This window comes from Mycolicibacterium canariasense (assembly GCF_002101555.1).
Lineage (GTDB): Bacteria > Actinomycetota > Actinomycetes > Mycobacteriales > Mycobacteriaceae > Mycobacterium > Mycobacterium canariasense.
This window is the reverse complement of sequence record NZ_LQOL01000087.1, coordinates 1-21,552: the sequence shown is the minus strand read 5'-3', so window position 1 is coordinate 21,552 and position 21,552 is coordinate 1. Positions and strand designations below refer to the sequence as shown.

Annotated in this window: 24 protein-coding genes; 16 read left to right on the top strand and 8 right to left on the bottom strand. The window is 69.7% G+C overall.

What is annotated here, in order from left to right; all coding sequences use genetic code 11:
• From AWB94_RS29915 to katG, 4 genes are all read left to right on the top strand, one after another.
• On the top strand, positions 1-717 hold the full coding sequence (locus AWB94_RS29915; RefSeq protein ID WP_062658390.1) for a GAF and ANTAR domain-containing protein: 717 nt from the start codon (positions 1-3) through the stop codon (positions 715-717).
• A 71-nt stretch (positions 718-788) separates the two neighbouring features.
• Complete coding sequence (locus AWB94_RS29910; RefSeq protein WP_024455462.1) at positions 789-1,070, top strand: GlsB/YeaQ/YmgE family stress response membrane protein; 282 nt, start codon at positions 789-791, stop codon at positions 1,068-1,070.
• Between the two features lie 148 nt (positions 1,071-1,218).
• Positions 1,219-1,623 carry a Fur family transcriptional regulator gene (locus AWB94_RS29905; protein WP_062658417.1) on the top strand — a complete coding sequence of 135 codons (405 nt, stop codon included), beginning with the start codon at positions 1,219-1,221 and terminating at the stop codon, positions 1,621-1,623.
• A 39-nt stretch (positions 1,624-1,662) separates the two neighbouring features.
• Positions 1,663-3,852: a catalase/peroxidase HPI gene (gene katG / locus AWB94_RS29900; RefSeq protein WP_062658391.1), complete on the top strand. Its 2,190-nt coding sequence runs from the start codon at positions 1,663-1,665 to the stop codon at positions 3,850-3,852.
• A gap of 84 nt (positions 3,853-3,936) precedes the next feature.
• On the opposite strand, the gene AWB94_RS29895 is transcribed toward katG, so the two are convergent.
• Positions 3,937-4,815: an SDR family oxidoreductase gene (locus AWB94_RS29895; protein WP_062658392.1), complete on the bottom strand. Its 879-nt coding sequence runs from the start codon at positions 4,813-4,815 to the stop codon at positions 3,937-3,939.
• 83 nt (positions 4,816-4,898) lie between these two features.
• Here AWB94_RS29895 and AWB94_RS29890 point away from each other — a divergent pair, with 83 nt between their 5' ends.
• Both AWB94_RS29890 and AWB94_RS29885 read left to right on the top strand, forming a co-directional pair.
• Positions 4,899-5,465, top strand: coding sequence for a TetR family transcriptional regulator (locus AWB94_RS29890; protein ID WP_062658393.1), 567 nt, complete (start codon positions 4,899-4,901; stop codon positions 5,463-5,465).
• 39 nt (positions 5,466-5,504) lie between these two features.
• The gene (locus tag AWB94_RS29885) at positions 5,505-5,867 is read left to right on the top strand and encodes a hypothetical protein (RefSeq protein WP_064961352.1); all 363 of its coding nucleotides are present in this window, start codon (positions 5,505-5,507) and stop codon (positions 5,865-5,867) included.
• A gap of 81 nt (positions 5,868-5,948) precedes the next feature.
• On the opposite strand, the gene AWB94_RS29880 is transcribed toward AWB94_RS29885, so the two are convergent.
• Positions 5,949-6,887 (bottom strand): DUF808 domain-containing protein, encoded by a 939-nt coding sequence (locus AWB94_RS29880; protein ID WP_062658395.1) that lies wholly within the window; start codon positions 6,885-6,887, stop codon positions 5,949-5,951.
• A gap of 98 nt (positions 6,888-6,985) precedes the next feature.
• Between AWB94_RS29880 and AWB94_RS29875 the strand changes: the two genes are divergently transcribed.
• From AWB94_RS29875 to AWB94_RS29865, 3 genes are read left to right on the top strand one after another with little or no spacing between them, the layout of a single operon-like run.
• On the top strand, positions 6,986-7,603 hold the full coding sequence (locus AWB94_RS29875) for a TetR family transcriptional regulator (RefSeq protein WP_062658418.1): 618 nt from the start codon (positions 6,986-6,988) through the stop codon (positions 7,601-7,603).
• Complete coding sequence (locus AWB94_RS29870; RefSeq protein ID WP_062658396.1) at positions 7,600-8,262, top strand: enoyl-CoA hydratase-related protein; 663 nt, start codon at positions 7,600-7,602, stop codon at positions 8,260-8,262. The genes AWB94_RS29875 and AWB94_RS29870 overlap by 4 nt, the downstream gene beginning before the upstream one ends.
• Positions 8,263-8,311: 49 nt before the next feature.
• Positions 8,312-8,812, top strand: a complete 501-nt coding sequence (locus AWB94_RS29865; RefSeq protein ID WP_062658397.1) for a pyridoxamine 5'-phosphate oxidase family protein — start codon at positions 8,312-8,314, stop codon at positions 8,810-8,812.
• A gap of 3 nt (positions 8,813-8,815) precedes the next feature.
• Here the strand turns inward: AWB94_RS29865 and AWB94_RS29860 are convergent, their stop codons facing one another.
• Together AWB94_RS29860 and AWB94_RS29855 are read right to left on the bottom strand one after the other, a co-directional pair.
• Entirely contained in the window at positions 8,816-9,073 is a 258-nt protein-coding gene (locus AWB94_RS29860; protein ID WP_062658398.1) for a GNAT family N-acetyltransferase, read from the bottom strand.
• On the bottom strand, positions 9,063-10,019 hold the full coding sequence (locus AWB94_RS29855; protein WP_062658399.1) for a pirin family protein: 957 nt from the start codon (positions 10,017-10,019) through the stop codon (positions 9,063-9,065). The genes AWB94_RS29860 and AWB94_RS29855 overlap by 11 nt, the downstream gene beginning before the upstream one ends.
• Positions 10,020-10,296: 277 nt before the next feature.
• Between AWB94_RS29855 and AWB94_RS29850 the strand changes: the two genes are divergently transcribed.
• Complete coding sequence (locus AWB94_RS29850) at positions 10,297-10,743, top strand: hypothetical protein (RefSeq protein ID WP_062658400.1); 447 nt, start codon at positions 10,297-10,299, stop codon at positions 10,741-10,743.
• 98 nt (positions 10,744-10,841) lie between these two features.
• Here AWB94_RS29850 and AWB94_RS29845 read toward each other — a convergent pair whose 3' ends face one another.
• Complete coding sequence (locus AWB94_RS29845) at positions 10,842-11,132, bottom strand: WhiB family transcriptional regulator (RefSeq protein WP_024455448.1); 291 nt, start codon at positions 11,130-11,132, stop codon at positions 10,842-10,844.
• Positions 11,133-11,460: 328 nt separating this feature from the next.
• Here AWB94_RS29845 and AWB94_RS29840 point away from each other — a divergent pair, with 328 nt between their 5' ends.
• Positions 11,461-12,138: a helix-turn-helix domain-containing protein gene (locus AWB94_RS29840; protein WP_062658419.1), complete on the top strand. Its 678-nt coding sequence runs from the start codon at positions 11,461-11,463 to the stop codon at positions 12,136-12,138.
• A gap of 7 nt (positions 12,139-12,145) precedes the next feature.
• Here AWB94_RS29840 and AWB94_RS29835 read toward each other — a convergent pair whose 3' ends face one another.
• Positions 12,146-13,495: a MinD/ParA family ATP-binding protein gene (locus tag AWB94_RS29835; RefSeq protein WP_062658401.1), complete on the bottom strand. Its 1,350-nt coding sequence runs from the start codon at positions 13,493-13,495 to the stop codon at positions 12,146-12,148.
• A gap of 343 nt (positions 13,496-13,838) precedes the next feature.
• Here AWB94_RS29835 and AWB94_RS29830 point away from each other — a divergent pair, with 343 nt between their 5' ends.
• Genes AWB94_RS29830 through eccD form a run of 4 tightly spaced genes read left to right on the top strand, consistent with a single transcriptional unit; the run spans position 13,839 to position 18,630 of the window.
• Positions 13,839-15,041, top strand: a complete 1,203-nt coding sequence (locus tag AWB94_RS29830) for an EspA/EspE family type VII secretion system effector (protein WP_131805367.1) — start codon at positions 13,839-13,841, stop codon at positions 15,039-15,041.
• A 6-nt stretch (positions 15,042-15,047) separates the two neighbouring features.
• Positions 15,048-15,368 carry a type VII secretion target gene (locus AWB94_RS29825; protein WP_062658403.1) on the top strand — a complete coding sequence of 107 codons (321 nt, stop codon included), beginning with the start codon at positions 15,048-15,050 and terminating at the stop codon, positions 15,366-15,368.
• Positions 15,368-17,089, top strand: a complete 1,722-nt coding sequence (locus AWB94_RS29820; RefSeq protein WP_109762448.1) for an ESX secretion-associated protein EspG — start codon at positions 15,368-15,370, stop codon at positions 17,087-17,089. The genes AWB94_RS29825 and AWB94_RS29820 overlap by 1 nt, the downstream gene beginning before the upstream one ends.
• Positions 17,086-18,630 carry a type VII secretion integral membrane protein EccD gene (eccD, locus tag AWB94_RS29815; RefSeq protein WP_084395351.1) on the top strand — a complete coding sequence of 515 codons (1,545 nt, stop codon included), beginning with the start codon at positions 17,086-17,088 and terminating at the stop codon, positions 18,628-18,630. The genes AWB94_RS29820 and eccD overlap by 4 nt, the downstream gene beginning before the upstream one ends.
• Here eccD and AWB94_RS29810 read toward each other — a convergent pair.
• On the bottom strand, positions 18,627-19,193 hold the full coding sequence (locus AWB94_RS29810) for an orotate phosphoribosyltransferase (protein WP_062658405.1): 567 nt from the start codon (positions 19,191-19,193) through the stop codon (positions 18,627-18,629). The genes eccD and AWB94_RS29810 overlap by 4 nt on opposite strands.
• Before the next feature lie 32 nt (positions 19,194-19,225).
• Positions 19,226-20,071, bottom strand: coding sequence for a HugZ family pyridoxamine 5'-phosphate oxidase (locus tag AWB94_RS29805; RefSeq protein ID WP_234811934.1), 846 nt, complete (start codon positions 20,069-20,071; stop codon positions 19,226-19,228).
• Between the two features lie 63 nt (positions 20,072-20,134).
• Here AWB94_RS29805 and AWB94_RS29800 point away from each other — a divergent pair, with 63 nt between their 5' ends.
• A complete protein-coding gene (locus AWB94_RS29800; RefSeq protein WP_062658406.1) occupies positions 20,135-21,349 on the top strand; it encodes a maltokinase N-terminal cap-like domain-containing protein in 1,215 nt (404 codons plus the stop codon).
• Positions 21,350-21,552: the final 203 nt, after the last annotated feature.

The window sequence follows — 21,552 nt, the reverse complement described above, 5'->3', positions numbered from 1 at the left end:
ATGACGCACAGCTACGACGACGCGCTGGCTGCTGCCATGGCCGATCTGGCGGGTAACGCCGTGGACGGGCGCAAGCCGGTCGCCGAGACGCTGTCGGAGCTGACCGAGGCCGCGGTCGCCATGATCGACGGCGTCGACTGTGCCGGCATCCTGCTCATCGAAAATGGCGAGTTCAACTCGGTGGCAGCAACTTCGGATATCGCCAGGACGCTGGACCGCGCGCAACGCGAAACCGGCGAGGGGCCCTGCGTGGACGCCGCCGAGCGTGACGTCATCGTGCGGTGCAACGACCTGCGCCACGACGGGCGGTGGCCGCGATTCAGCGAGATCGCGCTGTCGGCCGGGGTGCGCAGCGTGATGTCGTTCCGGCTGTACACCGTGGGCGTCGACAGCGGCGCGCTGAACCTCTTCGGGTTCGGTACGGGGTCGTTCACGGCCGAACCGGAGGCCCTGGGCGCCATGCTCGCCACTCATGCGGCCGTCGCCCTGGTGGCGGTCAATCGACAGCAACAGTTCGAGTCGGCCCTGGCCAGCCGGGACCTGATCGGCCAGGCCAAAGGCATTCTCATGGAACGTTTCGACGTCGACGCCATGCGCGCCTTCGAACTGTTGCGCCGGGTGTCGCAGGAGTCCAACACCCCGGTGAAGGAGATCGCCGCGCGTTTGACCGAGCGCAAGCCACTCGACGGCGACGGGTCCGCCGGCGGACCGGTTTGAAGTCCGCTTCCAGCGGGCAATCCCGATGTACGCGCGCCACCGGGGTGCACCGTACGAACAGGAGTAGGACCATGATCGGGACCATCATCAGCGCTCTCGTCGTGGGGCTGATCATCGGCGTCCTGGCTCGGCTTGTCATGCCGGGCAGGCAGGACATCGGCATCCTCATGACGATCGTGCTCGGCGCCTTGGGCTCACTCATCGGCAGCTGGCTCACCTATCAGTTCGGTTACAGCAACGCCAACGGCGGTTGGGAGGTCATCCCGTTCGTTGTCGGAGTGGCCGTCGCGGCCGGCCTGATCGCGGTGTACGTGGCGATCCGCGGAGGTTCGTCGCACCGCATGACGCACTGAGACCCGAGTTCGACCCGAAAGCCCCGGCCGATGGCCGGGGCTTTCGCTTTGCCCACACGTCATCGAACACACACCAACCTTTTTCTTGACTAATTCCAGATAACGGGTGAGACTCGTCAGCGTGGGTACGGCAGAGGAATTCCAGCAGATGCTGCGGGAAGCCGCTCTGCGCGTAACCCGTCCTCGGGTGGCGGTGCTGACCGCCGTGCACGGTCATCCACACGCCGACACCGACACGGTGATCCGTGCGGTGCGGGCGGACCTGCCGGATGTATCGCATCAGACGGTGTACGACGCGCTCAATGCCCTGACCGCGGCGGGTCTGGTGCGCCGAATCCAGCCTTCCGGTTCCGTGGCTCGTTACGAGTCCCGGGTCGGGGACAACCACCACCACGTGGTGTGCCGAGTGTGTGGTGTGATCGCCGACGTCGATTGCGCGGTCGGCGAGGCACCCTGCCTGACGGCGTCCGACGATCTCGGCTTCGCAATCGAGCAGGCCGAGGTCATCTACTGGGGCGTGTGCCCCGATTGTGCTCTGGCACAGCCAGTTTGATCATCTCCACCCAGTCCGACAGCCCCGGAAAGGATCGACATGTCCGAAACGTCCCCACCCATCGGTGAAGCCCAGACGGAGCCCGTCGAAAGCGGTTGTCCGATGCGCATCAAGCCGCCCGTCGAGGGCGGCAGCAACCGGGACTGGTGGCCCAATGCGGTGAATCTGAAGATCCTGCAGAAGGATCCCGACGTCATCAACCCCCTCGATCCCGACTTCGACTACGCCGCAGCCGTGCAGACGCTGGACTTCGACCAGCTCGCCGCCGACGTCGACGCCGTGATGACCGACTCGCAGGACTGGTGGCCCGCCGACTTCGGGCACTACGGCCCGTTCTTCATCCGGATGTCCTGGCACGCCGCAGGCACCTACCGCGTCGCAGACGGCCGCGGTGGTGGCGGCAAGGGCATGCAGCGCTTCGCGCCGCTGAACAGCTGGCCCGACAACGTCAGCCTGGACAAGGCCCGCCGCCTGCTCTGGCCGGTCAAGAAGAAGTACGGCAAGAAGCTGTCCTGGTCCGACCTGCTCGTGTACGCGGGCAACCGCGCCCTGGAGCACATGGGCTTCAAGACCGCCGGCTTCGCGTTCGGGCGCCCGGACTACTGGGAGCCCGAGGAGGACATCTACTGGGGCGCCGAGCACGAGTGGCTGGGCTCGCAGGACCGCTACGCCGGTGCGGGCAAGGACCGGACCAAGCTGGAGAACCCGCTGGGTGCCAGCCACATGGGTCTGATCTATGTGAATCCCGAAGGCCCGGAAGGTAACCCGGACCCGGTCGCCGCGGCCATCGACATCCGCGAAACCTTCGGCCGGATGGCGATGAACGACGAGGAGACCGCCGCACTGATCGTCGGCGGCCACACCTTCGGCAAGACGCACGGCGCCACCGAGGTGGAGAACGGCGTGGAGCCCGAGGCCGCACCGCTGGAGATGCAGGGCCTGGGCTGGGCCAACTCGGGTGTCGGTAACGAGACCGTCAGCAGCGGCCTCGAGGTGACCTGGACCCACACCCCCACCAAGTGGGACAACTCCTTCCTGGAGATCCTCTACGGCAACGAATGGGAGCTGTTCAAGAGCCCCGCGGGTGCCAACCAGTGGCGGCCCAAGGACGGCGGCTGGGCCAACTCGGTACCGATGGCCCAGGGCAACGGCAAGACGCACCCGGCCATGCTGACGACCGACCTCTCGATGCGGATGGATCCGATCTACGGCGCCATCACCCGGCGCTGGCTGGACCACCCGGAGGAGCTGGCCGACGCGTTCGCCAAGGCGTGGTTCAAGTTGTTGCATCGCGACCTCGGCCCGGTGAAGCGTTACCTCGGTCCGCTGGTGCCCAAGGAGACCTGGCTCTGGCAGGACATCGTGCCGGAGGGCACGCCGCTGAGCGACGCCGACGTCGCGACGCTGAAGACGGCCATCGCCGAATCCGGCTTGACGGTGCAGCAGTTGGTGTCGACGGCCTGGAAGGCGGCCGCGTCGTACCGGCACAGCGATATGCGCGGCGGCGCCAACGGCGGCCGCATCCGGCTGCAGCCGCAGTTGGGTTGGGAGGCCAACGAGACCGAGGAACTGTCGCTGGTGATCGGCAAGCTGGAGGAGATCCAGGCATCCGCCGGGGTGCCCGTGTCGTTCGCGGACCTGGTGGTGCTCGGCGGTGTGGTGGGTCTCGAAAAGGCCATCAAGGCAGCCGGATTCGATGTCGCAGTGCCCTTCACCTCGGGTCGTGGTGATGCGACCCAGGAGCAGACCGACGTCGAGTCGTTCTCCTACCTGGAGCCCAAGGCCGACGGATTCCGCAACTACGCGGGCAAGGGTTTGCCGTTGCCGCCGGAGTACGTGCTCATCGACCGGGCCAATCAGTTGAACCTGTCCGGTCCGGAGATGACCGTGCTGATCGGCGGGCTGCGGGTGCTGGGCGCCAACTACCAGGGCAGCGATCTCGGTGTGCTGACCGACAAGCCCGGCCAGCTGACCACCGACTTCTTCGTCAACCTGCTGGACATGAGCACCAAGTGGGCGCCGTCCCCGGCCGACGACGGCACCTACGTCGGCACCGACCGGGCCACCGGTACGCAGAAGTGGACCGCCAGCCGTGTCGACCTGCTGTTCGGGTCGAACTCGCAACTGCGGGCCCTGGTGGAGGTGTACGCCGAGGACGACGCCAAGGAGAAGTTCGTCAAGGACTTCGTCGCCGCGTGGACCAAGGTGGCCAACGCGGATCTGTTCTGACGGCAGCCCTCTCGAGCCAGGCCGGTCCCCGCACGTGCCGAATGTCGGCACGTGCGACGGGACCGGCCTGGTCCGTTCTCCGGGTCAGCCGAAGTAGTGGCCCTGGGCCAGATCCTCGAGCAGTCCGACCTCGGTCGGCTTCCAGCCCAAGTTCTTTCGGGTCTGGGTGCTGGAGGCGGCCATGTCCAAGGCGAAGAAGGCGCCGAGCCAGCCGAAGTGCTCGGGCTGTCCGGACCGCACCGGCAGGCCGAGCCCGGCGCCGATCGACTCGGCGATGACACGGCTGGCGATGCCCTCCTCGGCCACCCCGTGCAGGATGCTGCCGGCCGGTGCGCCCGTCGGCTGCTCGAGGGCGAGCCGGAACAGCCGAGCGGCGTCCAGGCGGTGCACCGCCGACCACCGGTTGGCGCCGTCGCCCGGGTAGGCGGCAACGCCGGTTTCGCGGGCGATCTCGATGAGTCGCGGTACGAAGCCATGGTCGCCCTTCCCGTGCACGGTCGGGGACAGCCGGATCGCGACGACCCGAACTCCGCGTTCGGCGTACCCGAGCGCGGCCGCCTCGGACTGTCGGGGCGCGCCGGGGACCGCGGCGTCCGATTCGGTGATGAGATCGCCGGCGCCCAGCGCCGCGAGCCCGGAGGTGACCAGCAGTGGCCGGTTCGATCCGGAGAGTGCCTCTCCGAAGGCGGCGATGGCTTGTCGATCGAGCTCACCGGCGCGGGCATAGTCGGTGAAATCATGATGGAACGCCAGGTGTGCCACCGCGTCGGCGGTGTCGGCGGCCGCCCGCAGGCCAGCCGGATCCGCGAGATCGCCGCGATGGGGCACGGCGCCCGCGGCGCTGATGGCCTCGGCCGATTCCGGTGAGCGGGCCAGCCCGGTCACCTCGTGGCCGGCGGCCAGGAGTTCGGCGACCACGGCCGATCCGATGAATCCGGATGCCCCGGTGACGAAGACATGCATGCGAACCTCCAGTGATGTCAGTAGCTGTCATCACTGGTAACCCCATGACAGTCGCTGTCATTCCCGCGGGCTAGGATTCGGGCGTGAGCCGGTGGCAGCCCGATGCCAGGGGCCGTCTGGAAAAGGCGGCCCTGGAGCTCTATGCCGCCCAGGGGTTCGACGCGACGACGGTTGCCGAGATCGCCGACCGCGCCGGCCTGACCGAGCGCACCTTCTTCCGCCATTTCACCGACAAACGCGAGGTGCTGTTCTCCGGGCAGGCAACCCTCACGGCGTCGATGGTCGCCGCGGTGGCTGAGGCGGCGCCGGAGGCCTCCCTGATCGATGTGGTGAGTGCGGCAGTGCGCGCGGCCGGCGCGATCATCGGTGCACGGCGGGACAGCGCCCGCCGGCGCCAGGCGGTGATCGACGCGAATCCCGGCCTGCGGGAACGGGAACTGATCAAGCTCGCGACGCTGGCAACCGCGCTCACCGATGCGCTGCGGGCACGCGGATTGGACGACCGCGCGGCACGGCTCACCGCCGAGGTGGGCGTCGCGCTGTTCAAGGTGGCGTTCGAACAGTGGATCCGAGCCGACGGGGATGCTCGGTTCGACGATGTTCTCGAGGACTCGATCGCCGAACTGAGAGTCGTGACTGCCGCCGGTTAAGTTGTTCCCCCGCAGGCGAAATCGGAATACCATGGATGGGTGTCATTCCCGGTGTGGGCCGGCGAATGGGGAGTCGCTCCGCACCGGGCGTACGGGCGGCCGCAGACGCTGAGCAGACGGCAGGCGCGGCACTGGAGTCGGCAGTTCTCCGGTGTCGGCGTCACCATCACGGCGGGCCGGCTCCGGGATCTGGTCGCGGGCACCGCCGCATCCGATGCCGAGGTGACCGATATCCGCTTCGCCCTCACCGCGCTCGATATCGAACAACAGCGGCACCAGGCGACGATGCGGCGGGCCCGGGCCGAAGTGGTGCACCTGCTGATCTTCATCGCGGTCGCGTTGCTGGCGCTCAACGCGCTGCTGTGCCTGGCCTACCTGATGCTCAGCGCGGTGCCGTACTGACGGCGACGGTCGTCGCCGCACCAGCCCCAGCGCCCCGCGCCGCCGATCACCCGGCCGAGCGCTGGGAACGCCTGCGGCGGTTCAGTCGTGCTTCTTCTTGCCGAACGGCAGAACGTGGATGACGCCCACCACGATGGCGCCGACGACGAACCCCACCACCGCCGATGCGGCGGTGTTGGTCAGCCAGGCCAGCAGCCCGCCGATGCCCTGGACGGCGTGATGCACGAAGTCCTCGGCGTGGTGCACCAAGCCGTAGGGCGCGTGCCAGCCGAGGGTATCGGTACCGGTCAGCAGGATGTGCCCACCCACCCACAACATCGCCACCGTGCCGACCGTCGAGAGCACCGCCAGCACCTTGGGCATCCCGGAGACCAGACCGCGGCCCACCTTCTGCGCGAGGCGGCCCTGCCGCTGCGCCAGGCTCAGGCCCACATCGTCCATCTTCACGATGACCCCGACGACGCCGTACACCGCCGCGGTGATCACCAGCGCGACGATCACCAGGATGATCAGTCGCGGCACGAACGGCTGGTGTGCCACCTCGTTGAGCGCGATCACCATGATCTCGGCCGACAGGATGAAGTCCGTGCGGATGGCCCCGGCCGTCATCTGCTTCTCGTCGACCGCTCCGGCGGCGCTGGCTTGGTCCTCGGCGCTGCCGTGGTGCAGGAAACGGCCGAGCACCTTCTCGGCGCCCTCGAAGCACAGATAGGTGGCACCGATCATCAGGATCGGGGTGAGCAGCCACGGCGCGAACTGGCTGAGCAGCAGCGCCGCCGGGAGGATGAAGATCAGCTTGTTGCGCAGCGAACCGATCGCGATCCGCTTGATCATCGGCAACTCGCGATCGGCGGTGATGCCGTGCACGTACTGCGGAGTCACCGCGGTGTCGTCGATGACCACGCCGGCTGCCTTCGCGGTCGCCTTGCCGGTGGCGGCGCCGATGTCGTCGATCGACGCGGCCGCCAGCCGCGCCAATGCGGCGATGTCGTCGAGCAGTCCGAACAGGCCAGCACTCATGACGTTCCCCGCATACTCCGCAGGCTACCGGTTGCCCAGCAGACCCACAGCCCCGTGCCGGAACCATAACAGAGCATATGCTCTGTTATGGTGGCGTCGTGCCCCGCCCCCGCGTGTACGACCCGGACTCCGTGCTGGACGCCGTCGAGACCCTGGCCGTCGAACGCGGTCCGGCCGCGGTCACGGTGCGCGCGGTGGCCGCGGCCGCGGGTATCTCCAATGGGGCTCTGTACCACAGCTTTTCGTCCCGCTCGGAGTTGCTGGGCCGGGCCTGGTTACGCGCCGGTGAGCGATTCCTGCGGGTGCAGGATGCCCTGATCGAACGGGCCGCGGACCCGACGGAGGCCGTGGTCGCCGCCGCCGGGGCGCCCGGGGTGCTGTCCGACCGGCACCCGGCGTCCTGCCGGTTGGTGCTCGCCGTGCGGCGGGAGGACATCCTGGATGCCGAGATGCCCGACGAGCTGGCGCGTCGTCTGCTCGAGCTGCAGGACCGGTTGGTCGCCACCATGGTGCGGCTGGCCGACGGGCTCTGGCAGCGGCGGGACCGGGCCGCCGCGGACACCATCACCGAGTGCGTCGTCGACCTGCCGACCGCGATCCTGCTGACCCGAGACCGGCTGGCCAGCGCCACCGCCCGCCGGCACCTGAGCGCTGCGGTGCGCGCCGTGCTCGACATCGGACCCCCACCCATCACACGCAAAGGACGTCAGCCATGACCACTCTCGAGTACACCGACAACATCGCGGTGCTCAATCTCGGTGACGGCGAAAACCGTTTCAGCCCAGACTTTCTCGAGACTGTCAACGCACATCTGGACACCGTGCTCGCCGACGGTGCCGCCGGCCTGCTCACCACGGCAGCCGGCAAGTTCTACACCAACGGTCTGGACCTGGACTGGTTGATGGCCAACGGCGACCGCACCCAGTGGTACGTCGGGCAGGTGCAGGACCTGCTGGCCCGGGTACTCACGCTGCCCATCCCGACCGCGGCCGCCATCGTCGGGCACGCCTTCGGCGCCGGCGCGATGCTGGCCATGGCACACGACTTCCGGGTGATGCGCGCCGACCGCGGGTTCTTCTGCTTCCCCGAGGCCGATATCCGGATCCCCTTCACCGACGGCATGGCGGCACTGATCCAGGCCAAGCTCACCCCGCAGGCAGCCGTCGCGTCGATGACCACCGGACGCCGGTTCGGCGGTGCGGACGCGCAGAGCTATGCGATCGTCGATGCCACCGCGGGCGAGGGCGCGGTCGACGGCGCCGCGCTGGACATCCTGCGGCCGCTGGCCGGCAAGGACCGGGGCACCTTGGGTGCCATCAAACAGACGATGTTCGGTGCCGCCGCACAAACGCTGCGGGCCACGGCGATGCGCTGAGCCCCACCCGGTGCCGGGTTCCCGATCGCAGTCCTGCTAAGGATTGATCATGGGAGAGAATCAGCGCGCCAAGATCGTGATGGGCGACGACGAGATCGCCGAGTTCATCGAGCGCAGCCGCACCGCCACGATGGCGACCGTGCTGCCCAACGGCCGGCCCCACCTGGTGGCCATGTGGTACGCCGTCCTCGACGGCGAGATCTGGTTCGAGACCAAGGCCAAGTCGCAGAAGGCGGTGAACCTGCGCCGCGATCCGACCATCACCGTGATGATCGAGGACGGGCTGACCTACGGCACGTTGCGCGGGGTGTCCATCGACGGCACCGCCGAGATCATCAACGACCCGGAAACCAACCTGCGCGTCGGCATCAGCGTGTGGGAGCGCTACACCGGCCCGTACACCGACGACATGAAACCCTTTGTGGACCAGATGATGAACAACCGCATCTGTGTCCGCGTGCGGGAGTCGCGGCGGCGCAGTTGGGATCACCGCAAGCTGGGCATGCCCGACATGCCGGTCAGCGGCAGCACCGCACAGTATCTGACCTGACGCTCAAGGGTTCTTCGCCAGGTAGTGGGTGACCATCGAGCAATACGACTCGATCTGCAATCCCGCCGCGCGGGTGGCCGCCACGGTCTCGGCTACCAGCTGGGTGCCCAGCCCGCGGCCGCCGTACGCGGGATCGATCTCGGTGTGGGTGAACACCCGTACCCCGTCGCGGTCGTAAAAGTCGATGAGCCCGACCCGCTGACCGTCCAGCGCGATGGTGAACCGGTTGTCGCCGGGCGTCACGTGTGCTTCAGCGCTCACGAGGTTTGAGCCTAATCCCGGGGAGTACGGGCGCGGGTAGTCGACCGACCGCACCGCGGTAGCCCTGCACCGCGCCGAACCGGTCGGCGGCCGACTGCCAGGCCTCCCGGTAGGCGACGATGTCCTCATGGCTGCGGCCGACGAAGTTCCACCACATCACCAGCCGTTCCGGAAACGGGGGACCGCCGAGCAGGATGAGTCGCGCCGGCGCGTCGCCGCGGTTGACGATCTCCAGGCGCTCACAGCCCGGCGATTGATAGCAGAGGTCGGCCACGGCCAGTGGGGTGCCGGCCACCTCGACGTCGCCCCGGTCGAGCAGGGCGCCGTGTTCGAAGGTGGGATCGACGTCCAGCGCGAGCGTTGCCCGTGGCGCCACGTCGAGCTGGGCGCCGAGCAGCGGGGTGAAGGTGTGCACCGGCGAACGCTGTCCGACGAGGGCTCCGAGGAACACCCGCACCGTGGCGCCGTCGATCGCCACCGCCGGGGGTGCGTAGTGCGCGAAATCGCGCGCCCCGTCCCGCGCGGACTCCGGTAGCGCGACCCAGAGCTGAACCCCGTGCAGCACGGTGGTGGCCGGGGTCGACACTTCGGAATGGCAGATGCCCGCACCGGCCGTCATCAGATTGAGTTCGCCGGGCCGGACCATGGCGTGTACCCCGGCGCTGTCGCGATGTTCGATCTCACCACTGAAAAGCCAACTGACGGTTTGTAATCCGGTGTGCGGGTGCGGCGGGACGTCCATCCCTGGACCGCCGCGCACTTCTTGGGGGCCGTAGTGGTCGGCGAAACACCACGCACCCACCATGGAGCGTTCCTTGGCGGGCAGGGTGCGGCGCACCAGCATGGCCCGCGGGCCGCCCAGTGGGACTTCGCGAGCCTGCAGCACCCCGGTGAATCGCGATGGGCCGCAGTCCAGTTCACGCGGGGCGATGTCGGTGTTGCTCACGGTTCAACAGTAGTCCCGGCGGGTGTGCGGGGTTGAGAAGTTTGGGGACGGCACCGGCATGTCGCCTCTCGGCAAGTGGTCGCTCGAAGCGACAGTTCTGATGTGGTACCCGGGGCATGACCGGCACCGTCGGACGGTTCAACGGCATCGGCCCGCCGGCTATTCCGGGTGGGGCCCGGTGAGGAGCATCACCAGGGCAGGACCTCCCGGCGCGGTGACGGCACCGTTAAAATTACCGGCAAGTAACCAGCGGGGGTCAGGACATATGAGGCGACGGATGATTCTGGCTTCGGCCGGCCTGGGCGTCGCGCTGACAACGCTGGCCGCCGGTATCGCCGCCGCCGACACCACCGTCATGCCGTTCACCAGCACGGTGCGTGCCTGCGATTACACGCCCGCCGAACGGACCTGGGCCACCGGTTACGCCCGCCCGCTGGCGCACCTGCACACCGACGGCAACACCCTGGCCGTCGACGTCGAACTGCTCACCGCCCGTCCCGACACCCAGTACTTCGTGCGGGTGTTCCAGATGCCGCGGGCCTCCAACGACTGTGCCGTCGCGCCGGTGCCGCTGCAGACCGACGGCGCCGGCAACGCCTACGCGACCATCCGCTCGGCCATCGACCCGGGCGCCACCGGAGCCTGGGTTTCCATCGAGCGGCCCAGTGACCACTCGCAGCAGCCGGCCGAGGCGTACACCTCGGATTTCATCGCCAAGATCTGAAGCCAAGATCTGAAGCCAAGATCTGCGGCCGAGATCTGAGGCCGAGAAGGCCGCTCCCGCTACCGGCCCCTCGAATACGGCAGCGGGAGCGACCGGTCTCAGGCCGACTCGAGATAGAGCCGGCGGGCGCGGACGGGATAGCCGTTGCGTTCGGCGAGCGAGCGCAGCTGCCGCAGGGCGAAGGTGCGGCCCCGTCCGCTCTCCGGGATGACGATGCCGGCCCACAGCCCTTCGGCGCGCGGCAGTTCGCAGGCCTCCCTGGCACAGGCCCAACGCCGTGGGCACATGCGGCAGATCGTCTTGGCATCTTCGTCGGCCGCCGAAGTCCAGCGTTCGGGGTCCCGGGTGCAGTCGCCGACGGGCAGACCGTCCGCGCCGATTGCGTTCATGGTGTCTCCTCTGTCGGCGGCGTGTCTGCCGCAATGCAGACGAATGTAGAGCACTAACCGTAGCAATGCAACAGTTTGGTGAGGCCGTTGATCACCCCGGTAGGGCGCTGCGCGAGGTTTTGCTGGTGATTTCCGGCGATGGCGGCGCGAATCGTACGCAAAAGCGACGCAGCGCTACGGTTTGAGTCGTTGTGGGCAACGGCGATGCGTAGCGGTTAGATATAGCGATGCCGTGGTTTCGCTACTATTGCGGCACCGATGCGGCACCGAATCAGGGTCCAGGGAGGTCTTACGCGTGGTCGAGCCCGGCCCTGGCGATGACCCCGGCATGGTGCGCGCCGGCGCCGCCGCGGCCGCGCGCCGGCGCGAACTCAACGTCAGCCAGCGCAGTCTGGCGGCCGACGGCGTCATCAACGCCGGCGCCCTGATCGCGTTCGAGAAGGGTCGCAGCTGGCCGCGGGAATCGACCAGGGCGAAGCTCGAGGCGGTGCTGAAATGGCCGCCGGGAACCATCGAGCGACTACGCCGCGGGGACGCCGTCGACTCCGGCCCCGAGCGCCGCGCCGGCGCCGACGAGGTTCCGCTGATCGCACAGGCCGTCGTCGCGGCGGCGAACACGTTCGGGTCCACCATCGAGGCGCTGCCGGCCACCGACCATCCGGATTTCGTCACGCGGGCCACCGGGGTGCTGGCGGATCTGCGTCAGCTCGAGGCGGTGGCCGCCCGCGCGGCCCGCATCCAGGTGACACCCCCGCTGATCCGGGCGCTGGGCACGGTGCGCAGCCTGATGGACGAACTCACGCTGCGGGCGGCGTCCGCGCCGGACGCCACCCTGGGGCAGCGGCTGTACGCCACCCGCCGACGGGCGAACCTCACCATCGCCGAGACCGCCCAAGCCGCTGGTGTGCCCGAGGACGTCGTCACCCGGATCGAAGCCGAGCAGCAGGTGCCCGGCGATGACGCCGTCGCGGTGGAACGGCTTGTCGCCGCGATCGATTGGGACTGACCGCCGGTCAGAAACGCTCGCGATTGCGGTCGTCGGTGCGGGGGAAGTGCGCGGCCAGCGCGGCGGCGATCTCGACGAACCTGCGCCGGGTCTGCGGTGCCATCTCCCTGGTGCCGGAGATCACGCCCCCCGGCCGGATCCGGCCGTCGAACGGCACCTCCACCACCGTCTGCCCCTGCCCGGCGAACTGTTGGGCAAGGATGGTGCGGGTGCGTTTGTCCGAATGCCCGTCGGAGTCGTTGAGCACCACGACGGTGCGTTGCAACAATCCGGTCAGCCCGCGGCTGGCCAGCCAGTCCATGGTCTGCCCGGCGGCCGCCGCGCCGTCGACCCACGGGGAGGACACCACGATCAGGGCGTCCAGGTCCCGCAGCACCTCCTGGGTCACCGGGGAGTCCATGGTGGAACTGCAGTCCACGATCGAGATGGAGAAATACCGGTCCAGCCGTGAGGTGGCCTCCCGGTAGATGGCCGGGTCGAGAATCCGCCGCCGCGCCGGGCTGGACTCGCCTGCCAGGACGAACAACCCGGCGGCGTTGTTGCCCACCCGGTTGCGGATGTCGGCGAAGGTGTCCAGGTGCTGGTCGGCGGCCAGCTCCCAGTAGGAGCCGACCGCGCGCGGGTCCACCCGGGCGCCCAGCTTGCCGAACGCGGTGTCCGCGTCGATGGCGACCACCCGGTCGTCGGGCCGCAGTTCGGCGAAAACCGAACCGACACTTGCCGATACGGTCGTCTTGCCGACACCGCCCTTGCCCATCACGCCGATCTTGTAATGCCCGCGCAGTACCCCGCGGATACCGGCTTCGAGCTCGGCCGCGCGGATCTCGTCGGGGGAGGGCCCGGGATTCACCAGTCCGAAGGTGAGCCGGTACACCATGCGACGCCAGCCGCTCGTCGGCGGTGCAGGTCGGTTCGGGACCAGCTCCCGGACGGGAATGCGATCGGCATAGGACTGCGGGCCCGGTGGTAGGTGGCCGGGCGGCGGCCAGGGGGAGCCGGGTTGCGGATGGCCTTGACGTACGGGCTGGTGCACCGGCTGGCCGGGCGGTGGGGGGCCCGGTCGCGGCGGGGGTGAGGCCGGCTGCGGGGGCCAGTCGTGGCGCACCGCGGCGATCGGCCCGGTGTCACCGAGGGCGTCGGTGCGGTGGTGCTGGACCGGTGGGTGCAGGGAGCCCGCCGGCCGGGGTTGCTCGACGGGGTCCTCCCGCTGGGGCGGCACGAAATCGACCGGCGGGCGTGCCGGAACGGGTGCGGGCGGGGCCGGCTGCTGCACCGCTTTGGTGGGCGGCTCGTAATCGGCTTCCTCCGGCCCGGTCCAACCGAGCTCCTGACGCAGGGCGTCGTCGCGGTCGCTCACCGCGGTCCTCCTCCCGAGCTGTCTTCCGCACCAGTATCAACCACGGGCGTCGGCGGGCCGGGTGTCCGCACACCGCCAGCAAACTACCCACCGGCGGTCGGTGGCGACCTACAAGGGGGCCGCGATACCGGCGGGGCTATCGGTGCATGCGCGACGGACGGACCGCAAAGGCACCCTGTACTGCAGGAACGCGGTGTGCCGGCCCCCGAAATTGGTGCGCTCGAGGGTGCGACGGCGCTGTTAGGGTCGATTTCGGTGGCAGGGTCAGCCACCGAATCGAGGTGGACCGGAATGGGGTTGGCAAAGTGAGATTCGGGCGTGCCGGATGGCCGGGGGGTGCACGGTGAGCAAGCGACCCGCGCCACCCGGCCCGCCGACGACGGCCCCGTCGCGGGCCGGGGACATCGGCGAGTTCGTGCTCGATGCGGCCGGCTCGACCATCCTCGTCGCCGGCCAACGGTTACTCGCCCGCATGCGCCAGACCCTCGGCGAGGGAACCCCGGACGACGGGGAGGCGTTCGGTATGGCCGGCAAGCAGTTCCGAGCCGTCGACACGGTGCTGGGGTCGGCGATGCCGGCGGGCGACTGGACCGGAGCGGGTTCGGACGCCTACACGCGGCAGAATCTCGATCAACGCGGGCGCACGGAGTCCATCGCCGACGCCGATCACGAGGTGCACCGGGTGCTGGCCGGTGAGGCGTATCAGGTGACGTATCACCGCGAGAAGATCGACGAGCTCTGCGACTGGCTGGGTGAGCTGTCGCAGTACACCCAATGGCTGGGGTTGGTGCCGCGGTACGGGGAGGCGGCCAAGATCGTGGTCGAATCCGCGGCGGTCCAGACGGCCCTGGAGTCCGCCGAGTGCGAGCTGAAGAACATGCGTACGGAGGCCGCGGTGAACGCGATGCGGCTGCGTGACCTGGTGGACCGTTATCAGGCCATCGCCGCCACCGCGCAGTTGCCCGGTACCGAATACGGGGGTCCGCCCGAATCGGTCGGACCGGACCACGAAAACCCGGTGCTCGGGGAGGCCGGCTTCGGTGGCATGGGCGGCAAGCTCGGTGCGCCGGCACGGATGCGACCGGCCGGCGGGTCGGGCGCGGACGGCGCCGGAGGCCCGCCGGCCCCCGAAGGCCCGGAAGCGGCCGAAGACGCCCGGGCCGCCGGAGCGACCGCGCAGGTGCAGGATCAGCCGAATCCGGCGGCCGGACTGGCGGGCCTGGTCGGTGTCGCCGGGGTGGGGCCGGCACTGGCGGCCGCGTTGACCACGCCGCTGACCGCCCTGGCGGCCCCGGCCGGCGGGGCGGTGGCGGCGGTCGTCCAAGCCGCCGTGCAGGGCGCCGCCGCACGCCAGGAACCCGATGCGGCCGGCGATGACGAGGGCGATCCGACCGAACCGGCGGGCCCCGACGCCGCGGTGCCCGAGCAGCTGACGAAGCCGGCTGCGGAAGACGGTGGTACCGGGGGCTCCGGCACCGCTACGGTGAACGCAGGCGATACGCGCGTACCGGAGGCTGCCGCGCGACCATCTGCCACGGGGAGGTAGGGGAACGTGTCCGACGATCTGCACGTCGTGAGTGCGCGGCTGCACGCGCTGGCAGCCGCCCAGCAGCTGGCCGGCCATCGGCTCACCACGGCCACCGCGCTGCCCGAGCCGACGCCGGCCGCGGTGGACGTCACCCACGGCCCCGCCGCGTCGGCGACCGTGGGCGCACTGGTGGCCGTGAAGGCCGCCCGGGCCGAAGCCGGCCTGCGGATGGCGGTGGTCTCGCAAGGCATGAGCGAGCGGCTCCGCGATTCCGCCGCCCGGTACGACCACACCGACCGGGCCGCGGCCGATTTCCTGGAGCAGCAGTTGCCGGGGGTGCAGTGATGACCGGCTCGTACCCACTGCACGGTGAACCCACCCATTACGACGATGTCGTCGCCGTCGAGGTCACCATCGACGGCATGCTGGTGATCGCCGACCGGCTCAATCTGGTGGATTTCCCGATCGCGCTCGGCATCCGGCCGAACATTCCGCAGCCGGAGCTGCGCGACGTCGTGTGGGAGCAGGTCGCGCGCGACCTCACCGCGCAGGGCATCCTCGACGTGTTCGGCGCCCCGCACCCGGAGGTGGCCGCGATGACCGACACCCTGGCACGCCCCGATCGCACGCTGGAGGGCCGGTGGTGGCGACGCGACGTCGGTGAGAAGATGGTGCGATTCGTGGTGTGTCGCAAGCTCTTCCATTCCGCCGGCCCCGCCGACGGTGAGGCCAGCAGCGACACCGAGGGTACGGCTCCGGCCGCCGCCCCGCCGATGCCGATCCACGCGTCTGCGCCCAGGTCGACAGAGGTCACCCCGCCCTCGATGCCGATCGCACCCACGCAGACCCAGACGTCGGGTGTGCCGGCCCCGCGCGAGGCGGAGATCACCCAGCAGATGCGGCCGGCGCAGCACTCCGGCCCGCAGCGGGCCCAGAACGGCATGCTGCGCACGCCGCCGCCCGCCCAGGCCGCCGGCGCCCGGCACGAGCAGCAGCGGCCGGCTCCGGCTCCGCCGCCGCGGGCCGCCGCCCCGGCGCCCAGTCAGCATTTCGCCGAGACACCCGAACCGGTGTGGTCGCAGAGTCAACCCATCCCGGCCCAGCCGGCGCCGACCTCGGCCGCCACCATGGGCAATCACCGCGCCATCGACGCACTGTCGCACGTGGGGGTGCGCACCGCGGTCAAGATGCCGTCCCAGCGCGGCTGGCGGCACTGGTTGTACCTGTGCACCCGGATCAACCTCGGGCTGTCGCCCGACGAGGTCTACGAGATGGACCTGCATGCGCGAATCCGCCGCAATGCCAGGGACTCCTACCAGATCGGTGTGTTCGGGCTCAAGGGCGGCGTCGGCAAGACCGCCGTGACGGTGGCACTCGGTTCGTCGCTCAGCCGGGTGCGCGGTGACCGGATTCTCGCGATCGACGCGGACCCCGACGGCGGTAACCTCGCCGACCGGGCCGGCCGACAGTCGGCGGCGACGATCTCGGACCTGTTGTCCGACAAGGAGTTGGCGCGTTACAACGACATCCGCGCCTATACCAGCATGAACGGCGCGAACCTCGAGGTGCTGTCGTCGGAGGAGTACAGCGCCGCCCGGCGTGAATTCAACGACGAGGATTGGCAGGGCGCGGTCGGCATCGTCTCGCGCTACTACAACCTGGTGCTGGCCGACTGCGGTGCCGGCCTGTTCCAGCCGGCCTCGCGTGCCGTGCTGTCCACGGTTTCCGGCCTGGTGATCGTCGCGAGCGCCTCCATCGACGGTGCCCGCCAAGCCGCCGTCACCATGGACTGGCTTCGGCAAAATGGCTACCAGGATCTGCTCGGCCGGTCCTGTGTGGTCATCAATCACGTGACACCGGGCAAGACCAATATCGACGTCGAAGACTTGGTGCAGCAGTTCGAACGGCACGTCGCGCCCGGGCGGGTGGTGGTCCTGCCGTGGGACAAGCACATCGCCGCCGGCACCGAGATCCAACTGGAGCTGCTCGGCAAGGAGTTCCAGCGCCGGGTCCTCGAACTTGCCGCCGCGCTGTCCGACGACTTCGACCGCCTCGAACGTCGTTGACCGCCACGTCAGCCGGCCCCGCTGCGCCCGCGTCCGCATCGTCGAGTGTGACGCCGGGTCGTCCGTCGACCACCCGCGTCACCATCCTGACCGGGCGGCGGATGACGGACCTGGTGCTGCCGGCCGCCGCCCCGATCGAGACGTACATCGACGAAACCGTCGCGGTGCTCGCCGACCTGCTCGACGACACCCCCGCCGACGTGCTGGCCGGATTCGACTTCAAGACGCAGGGCGAATGGGCGTTCGCGCGCCCGGGCGCCCCGCCGCTGAAGGGAACCGAATCGCTCGATGACGCGGGTGTGGTGGACGGATCGCTGCTGACGTTGGTGTCGGTCAGCCGGACCGAGCGCTACCGGCCGCTGGTCGAGGACGTCATCGACGCCATCGCGGTGCTCGACGAGTCACCGGTGTTCGACCGCACCGCCCTCAATCGCTTTGTCGGCCTTGCGCTTCCGGTCGTCTCGACCGTCGTCGTCATCACGGTACTGGTGGCGTGGACGCAATCCGGGCACGGCTGGTGGTGGTCGGTGGCGTTGGGCGTGCTCGGGTTGGGCCTGCTCGGCGGAAGCCTGCTGTCGAAGAACCGCTTCGGCAACCTCGACACGGCCGAAAGTCTGCTGGTGGCGGCCCTGCCCGCGCTGGCGGGCGCGGTCGCGCTGGCGGTGCCGCTGCCCAGGGATGCCGATGGGCTCGGGGCGCCGCAGATCGCCGGCGCCGCCGGCGTGGTCCTGCTGTACGCGTTGGCCACCCGGGGCGGTCCGCGCCGGCGTGCCGAACTGGCATCCTTCCTCGCGGTGGGTTCGACCGCGCTGACCGCGGCGGCCATCGCCTACGGATACGGCGCGCAGGAATGGGTTCCCGCCGGCGCCATCGCCTTCGGGCTCATCGTGGTCACCAACGCGGCCAAGATGACCGTCGCCGTGGCCCGGATCGCGCTGCCGCCCATCCCGGCGCCGGGCGAGACGGTGGCCAACGACGAGTTGCTGGACCCGGTGTCCAGCCCGGACGCCGCCGACGAGGAGAGTCCGACCTGGCAGGCGATCATCGCGTCGGTCCCCGAATCGGCGGCCCGGCTCAGTGAGCGCAGCCACCTGTCCAAGCAACTGCTCAACGGCTTCCTCACCGCCGGTGCGGTGGTCTTGGCGGCCGGTGCCATCGCGGTGGTGCAGCAGGGCCATTTCTTCATCCACAGCCTGATCGTGGCCGGCCTGGTGGCCGCGGTGAGCGGGTTCCGGTCCCGGCTGTACGCCGAACGATGGTGTGCCTGGGCGTTGTTGGCGGTCGCGGTGGTGGTACCGACGGGTGTGATGATCCGGCTGTGCCTGTGGGACCCGCATTCGGCGTGGCTGGCGCTCGCCATCTACGTGGCGGTCGCCGCGGTCGCCCTGATCATCATCGGCGCCACCGACAACGTGCACCGCGTCTCGCCGGTCACCAAACGCATCCTGGAGCTGCTCGACGGTGCCGCGATCGCCGCGGTGATCCCGCTGTTGCTGTGGATCGCGGGCGTGTACGACCTGCTGCGCAATCTGCGCTTCTAGACCGCCAACACCGGGTCGATGCCCAGATCCTGGTAGGTGACCAGCGCCACGAACGGCACCCCGAGGCCGCCGAACATTTCGGCCGCCACGTCACCGCGGTCCACCATCGGGATCACGCCGGTCACCGTGACGCCGGCCTCCAGCACCCGGTCGTACGCCTTCTTGGTGGAGCCGCCGGTGCTGATCACGTCATCGACCAACAGCACCCGGTCCCCGGGTGAGAGTCGGGTGCCCTCGATCCACTGCTCGCGGCCGCGCTGCTTCTGCTCCTTGCGCACCGAGAACCAGGCCTTGCCGGTCACCATCGCGATGCCGTGCGCCAGCGGATCAGCGCCCATGGTCAGGCCGCCGACGGCGTCGAACTCGATCCCGTTGAGTGCGGCCAGGTCGGCCACCGCGCGACTGACGGTGGTGAGCCGCTCGCCGTTGTCGATGGCGTATTTGCCGTCGATGTAGTCGTGGCTCAGCTGCCCGCTCACCAGCCGGAACGGCTCTTCGCGGCGCTCGTGGGCGCGGGTGCGGATCAGCTCGAAGGCTGCCTGCCAGGTGTCCGGTCGCTGCATACCCGAATCGTATTGCACCCTGATCAGGCCGATCAGCCCTGCCGGGCGCTGCGGGTGAGTTCCACTGCCGCCGCACGCAATTCGCCGATGGCATTGATCGGCTCGGGATAACCGGCCCGGGTGTAGGCCATCCCGCGGGGAGTGAGCACCCGAAGGTCGAGGCCGTAACGGTCGGCGCCGGTGCAGGTGGCGGCGGTGGCGTCGGGGTAACCGCCGAGGGCCTGGGCGATGGCCGTCAGCGCGTCGGCATGGTCGGCGTTGAGGTGCGCGACGGCGCCGGCCGCGTGCGGGGACACCGGATCGGGTTGGGCCGCGGCGTAGTCCGCTGCGCTGGTGGAATCCATCCGACCGTAACCGCCGACCCAACGCACCCGCCGCACCTGAAGCACCCACAGCGTGAAATCGCTGTAGTCGATGTAGTACTTCGCCGCGGGCACGGCGTCCAGGTGCGCCTGCCGGGCGGCCGCCAGTTCGGTGCCGGTGGGTCGGGTGACCACCCCGGCCAGGGTGATCCGTCCCGACGCCAGCGGATCCTCCGGCCGATCGGGCGCCACGATCGCGATGCTGGCGCGCTGGTCGCCGGCCAGGTTGCGGCCATGCTCGGCGAGGTTGGACACGCACAGCACCGGCGCGCCGCCGACCAACCCGTAGGTGACGAAGGATGCCCACGGGTCACCCTCGGCGGTCAGGGTGGCCAGCGTGCCCGCGTTGGTGGACGCGGCGATGGTGCGGGCCTCCTCGGCCGCCGACGGCCTGCTGGCGTTGACGACGGGTATCAGCGCCGGCGGGATGGTCGGGGCATCGCCTGGGTCGCCGTGGTCACGCAGGGTAGAGCCGGGGGCGAGCGAAGCGACGGGGGATAGGTCAGCGTCAGCCACGTCGGCACCATACCCAGAACCGGCGGGTGTGTACGAACAACGGCGGTCGGGTACGAACGAGGAGTGAATCTTCCGTTCGACACCTGGCTGCCGCGGCAGCGGTGGTACTCGGGTCGCGGCCGGGAACTGCGCGCGGTCGAGGCCGAGCACGTCGTCGCCCTCGCACCGGACCTCGATCTGACGCTGCTCACGGCCGGCTACACCGACGGGTCCGCCGAGCAGTACCAGGTGCCGGTGCGATGGGGAAGCGGTGACGGCGCGGCGCGGATCGGATCCGACGGTGAACGCGACGGCTACGACGCGATGGCCGATCCCGTCGCGGCCGGTGTCCTGCTGGAGCTGATCGCGTCGTCGGCATCGGTCGGCCCGGTCACCTTCGTCCGCGAACCCGGCGCCGAGCTCCCGGCCGACCGGGTGGGCCGCCGGCTCGGCGCCGAACAATCCAACACCAGCGTGGTGTTCGCAGATCAAGCCATTCTCAAGGTGTTCCGCCGGGTCATCCCCGGTATCAACCCGGATATCGAACTGACCCGTGCGCTGAGCGGTAACCCGCATGTGACGCCGTTGCTGGGCAGTTACGAATTGGTCGCCGGCGCCGACCCGTACGCACTCGGCATGCTGACCACCTTCGCCGCCGGCTCGACCGACGGCTGGGACCTGGCGTTGGCTGCCGCCCGCGAGGGGGCGGATTTCACGGCCGAGTCACGCAGTCTCGGCGAGGCGGTCGGCACCGTGCACGCCGCGCTGGCGGCCACGCTGGGCACCGAGGCCGCGCCGTTTCCCGTCGACACCTGGGTTCGGCGGCTGCATGCCACGGCCGCCGCGGTGCCGCAGCTGCGCGAGTTCATCCCGCGGATCGAGGGGCGCTACCGCGCGCTCACCGATACGCCGTCGACCGTGCAGCGCATCCACGGCGACCTGCACCTCGGGCAGGTGCTGCGCACACCCACCACGTGGCTGATCATCGATTTCGAGGGCGAGCCCGGGCAGCCGCTGGCCGAGCGCCGGCGCCCGGACGCTGCCCTGCGCGATATCGCGGGAATGCTCCGGTCCTATGACTACGCCGCACGGGGTGCGCGGGACTGGGTGGACGCCCAGTGCGCCACCTTCTGCGCGGGCTATGCCGCCGTCACCGGCGCGGACCCGCGCGAGCAGGCCGCGGTGTTGGCGGCGTATGAGCTCGACAAGGCGGTTTACGAGGTGGGCTACGAGGCCCGCTACCGCCCGGATTGGCTGCCGATCCCGCTGGGGGCCGTCACCAGGCTGGCGGCCGGGTAGCCGCGCACAGCTGGTTCACGACGGGCCCACAGGTCCGCTCACGGTCGGGATGGCTGACTGTTCGGTGTGATCAACCTGCGCGACCGCGCCGTCCTTGCCGCGCTGCTGGTGGCGACGGCGGTGTTGTATCTGTGGCATATCACGGTCAATGGGATGGGCAATCAGTTCTATGCCGCGGCGGCGCAGGCCGGGTCGCAGGACTG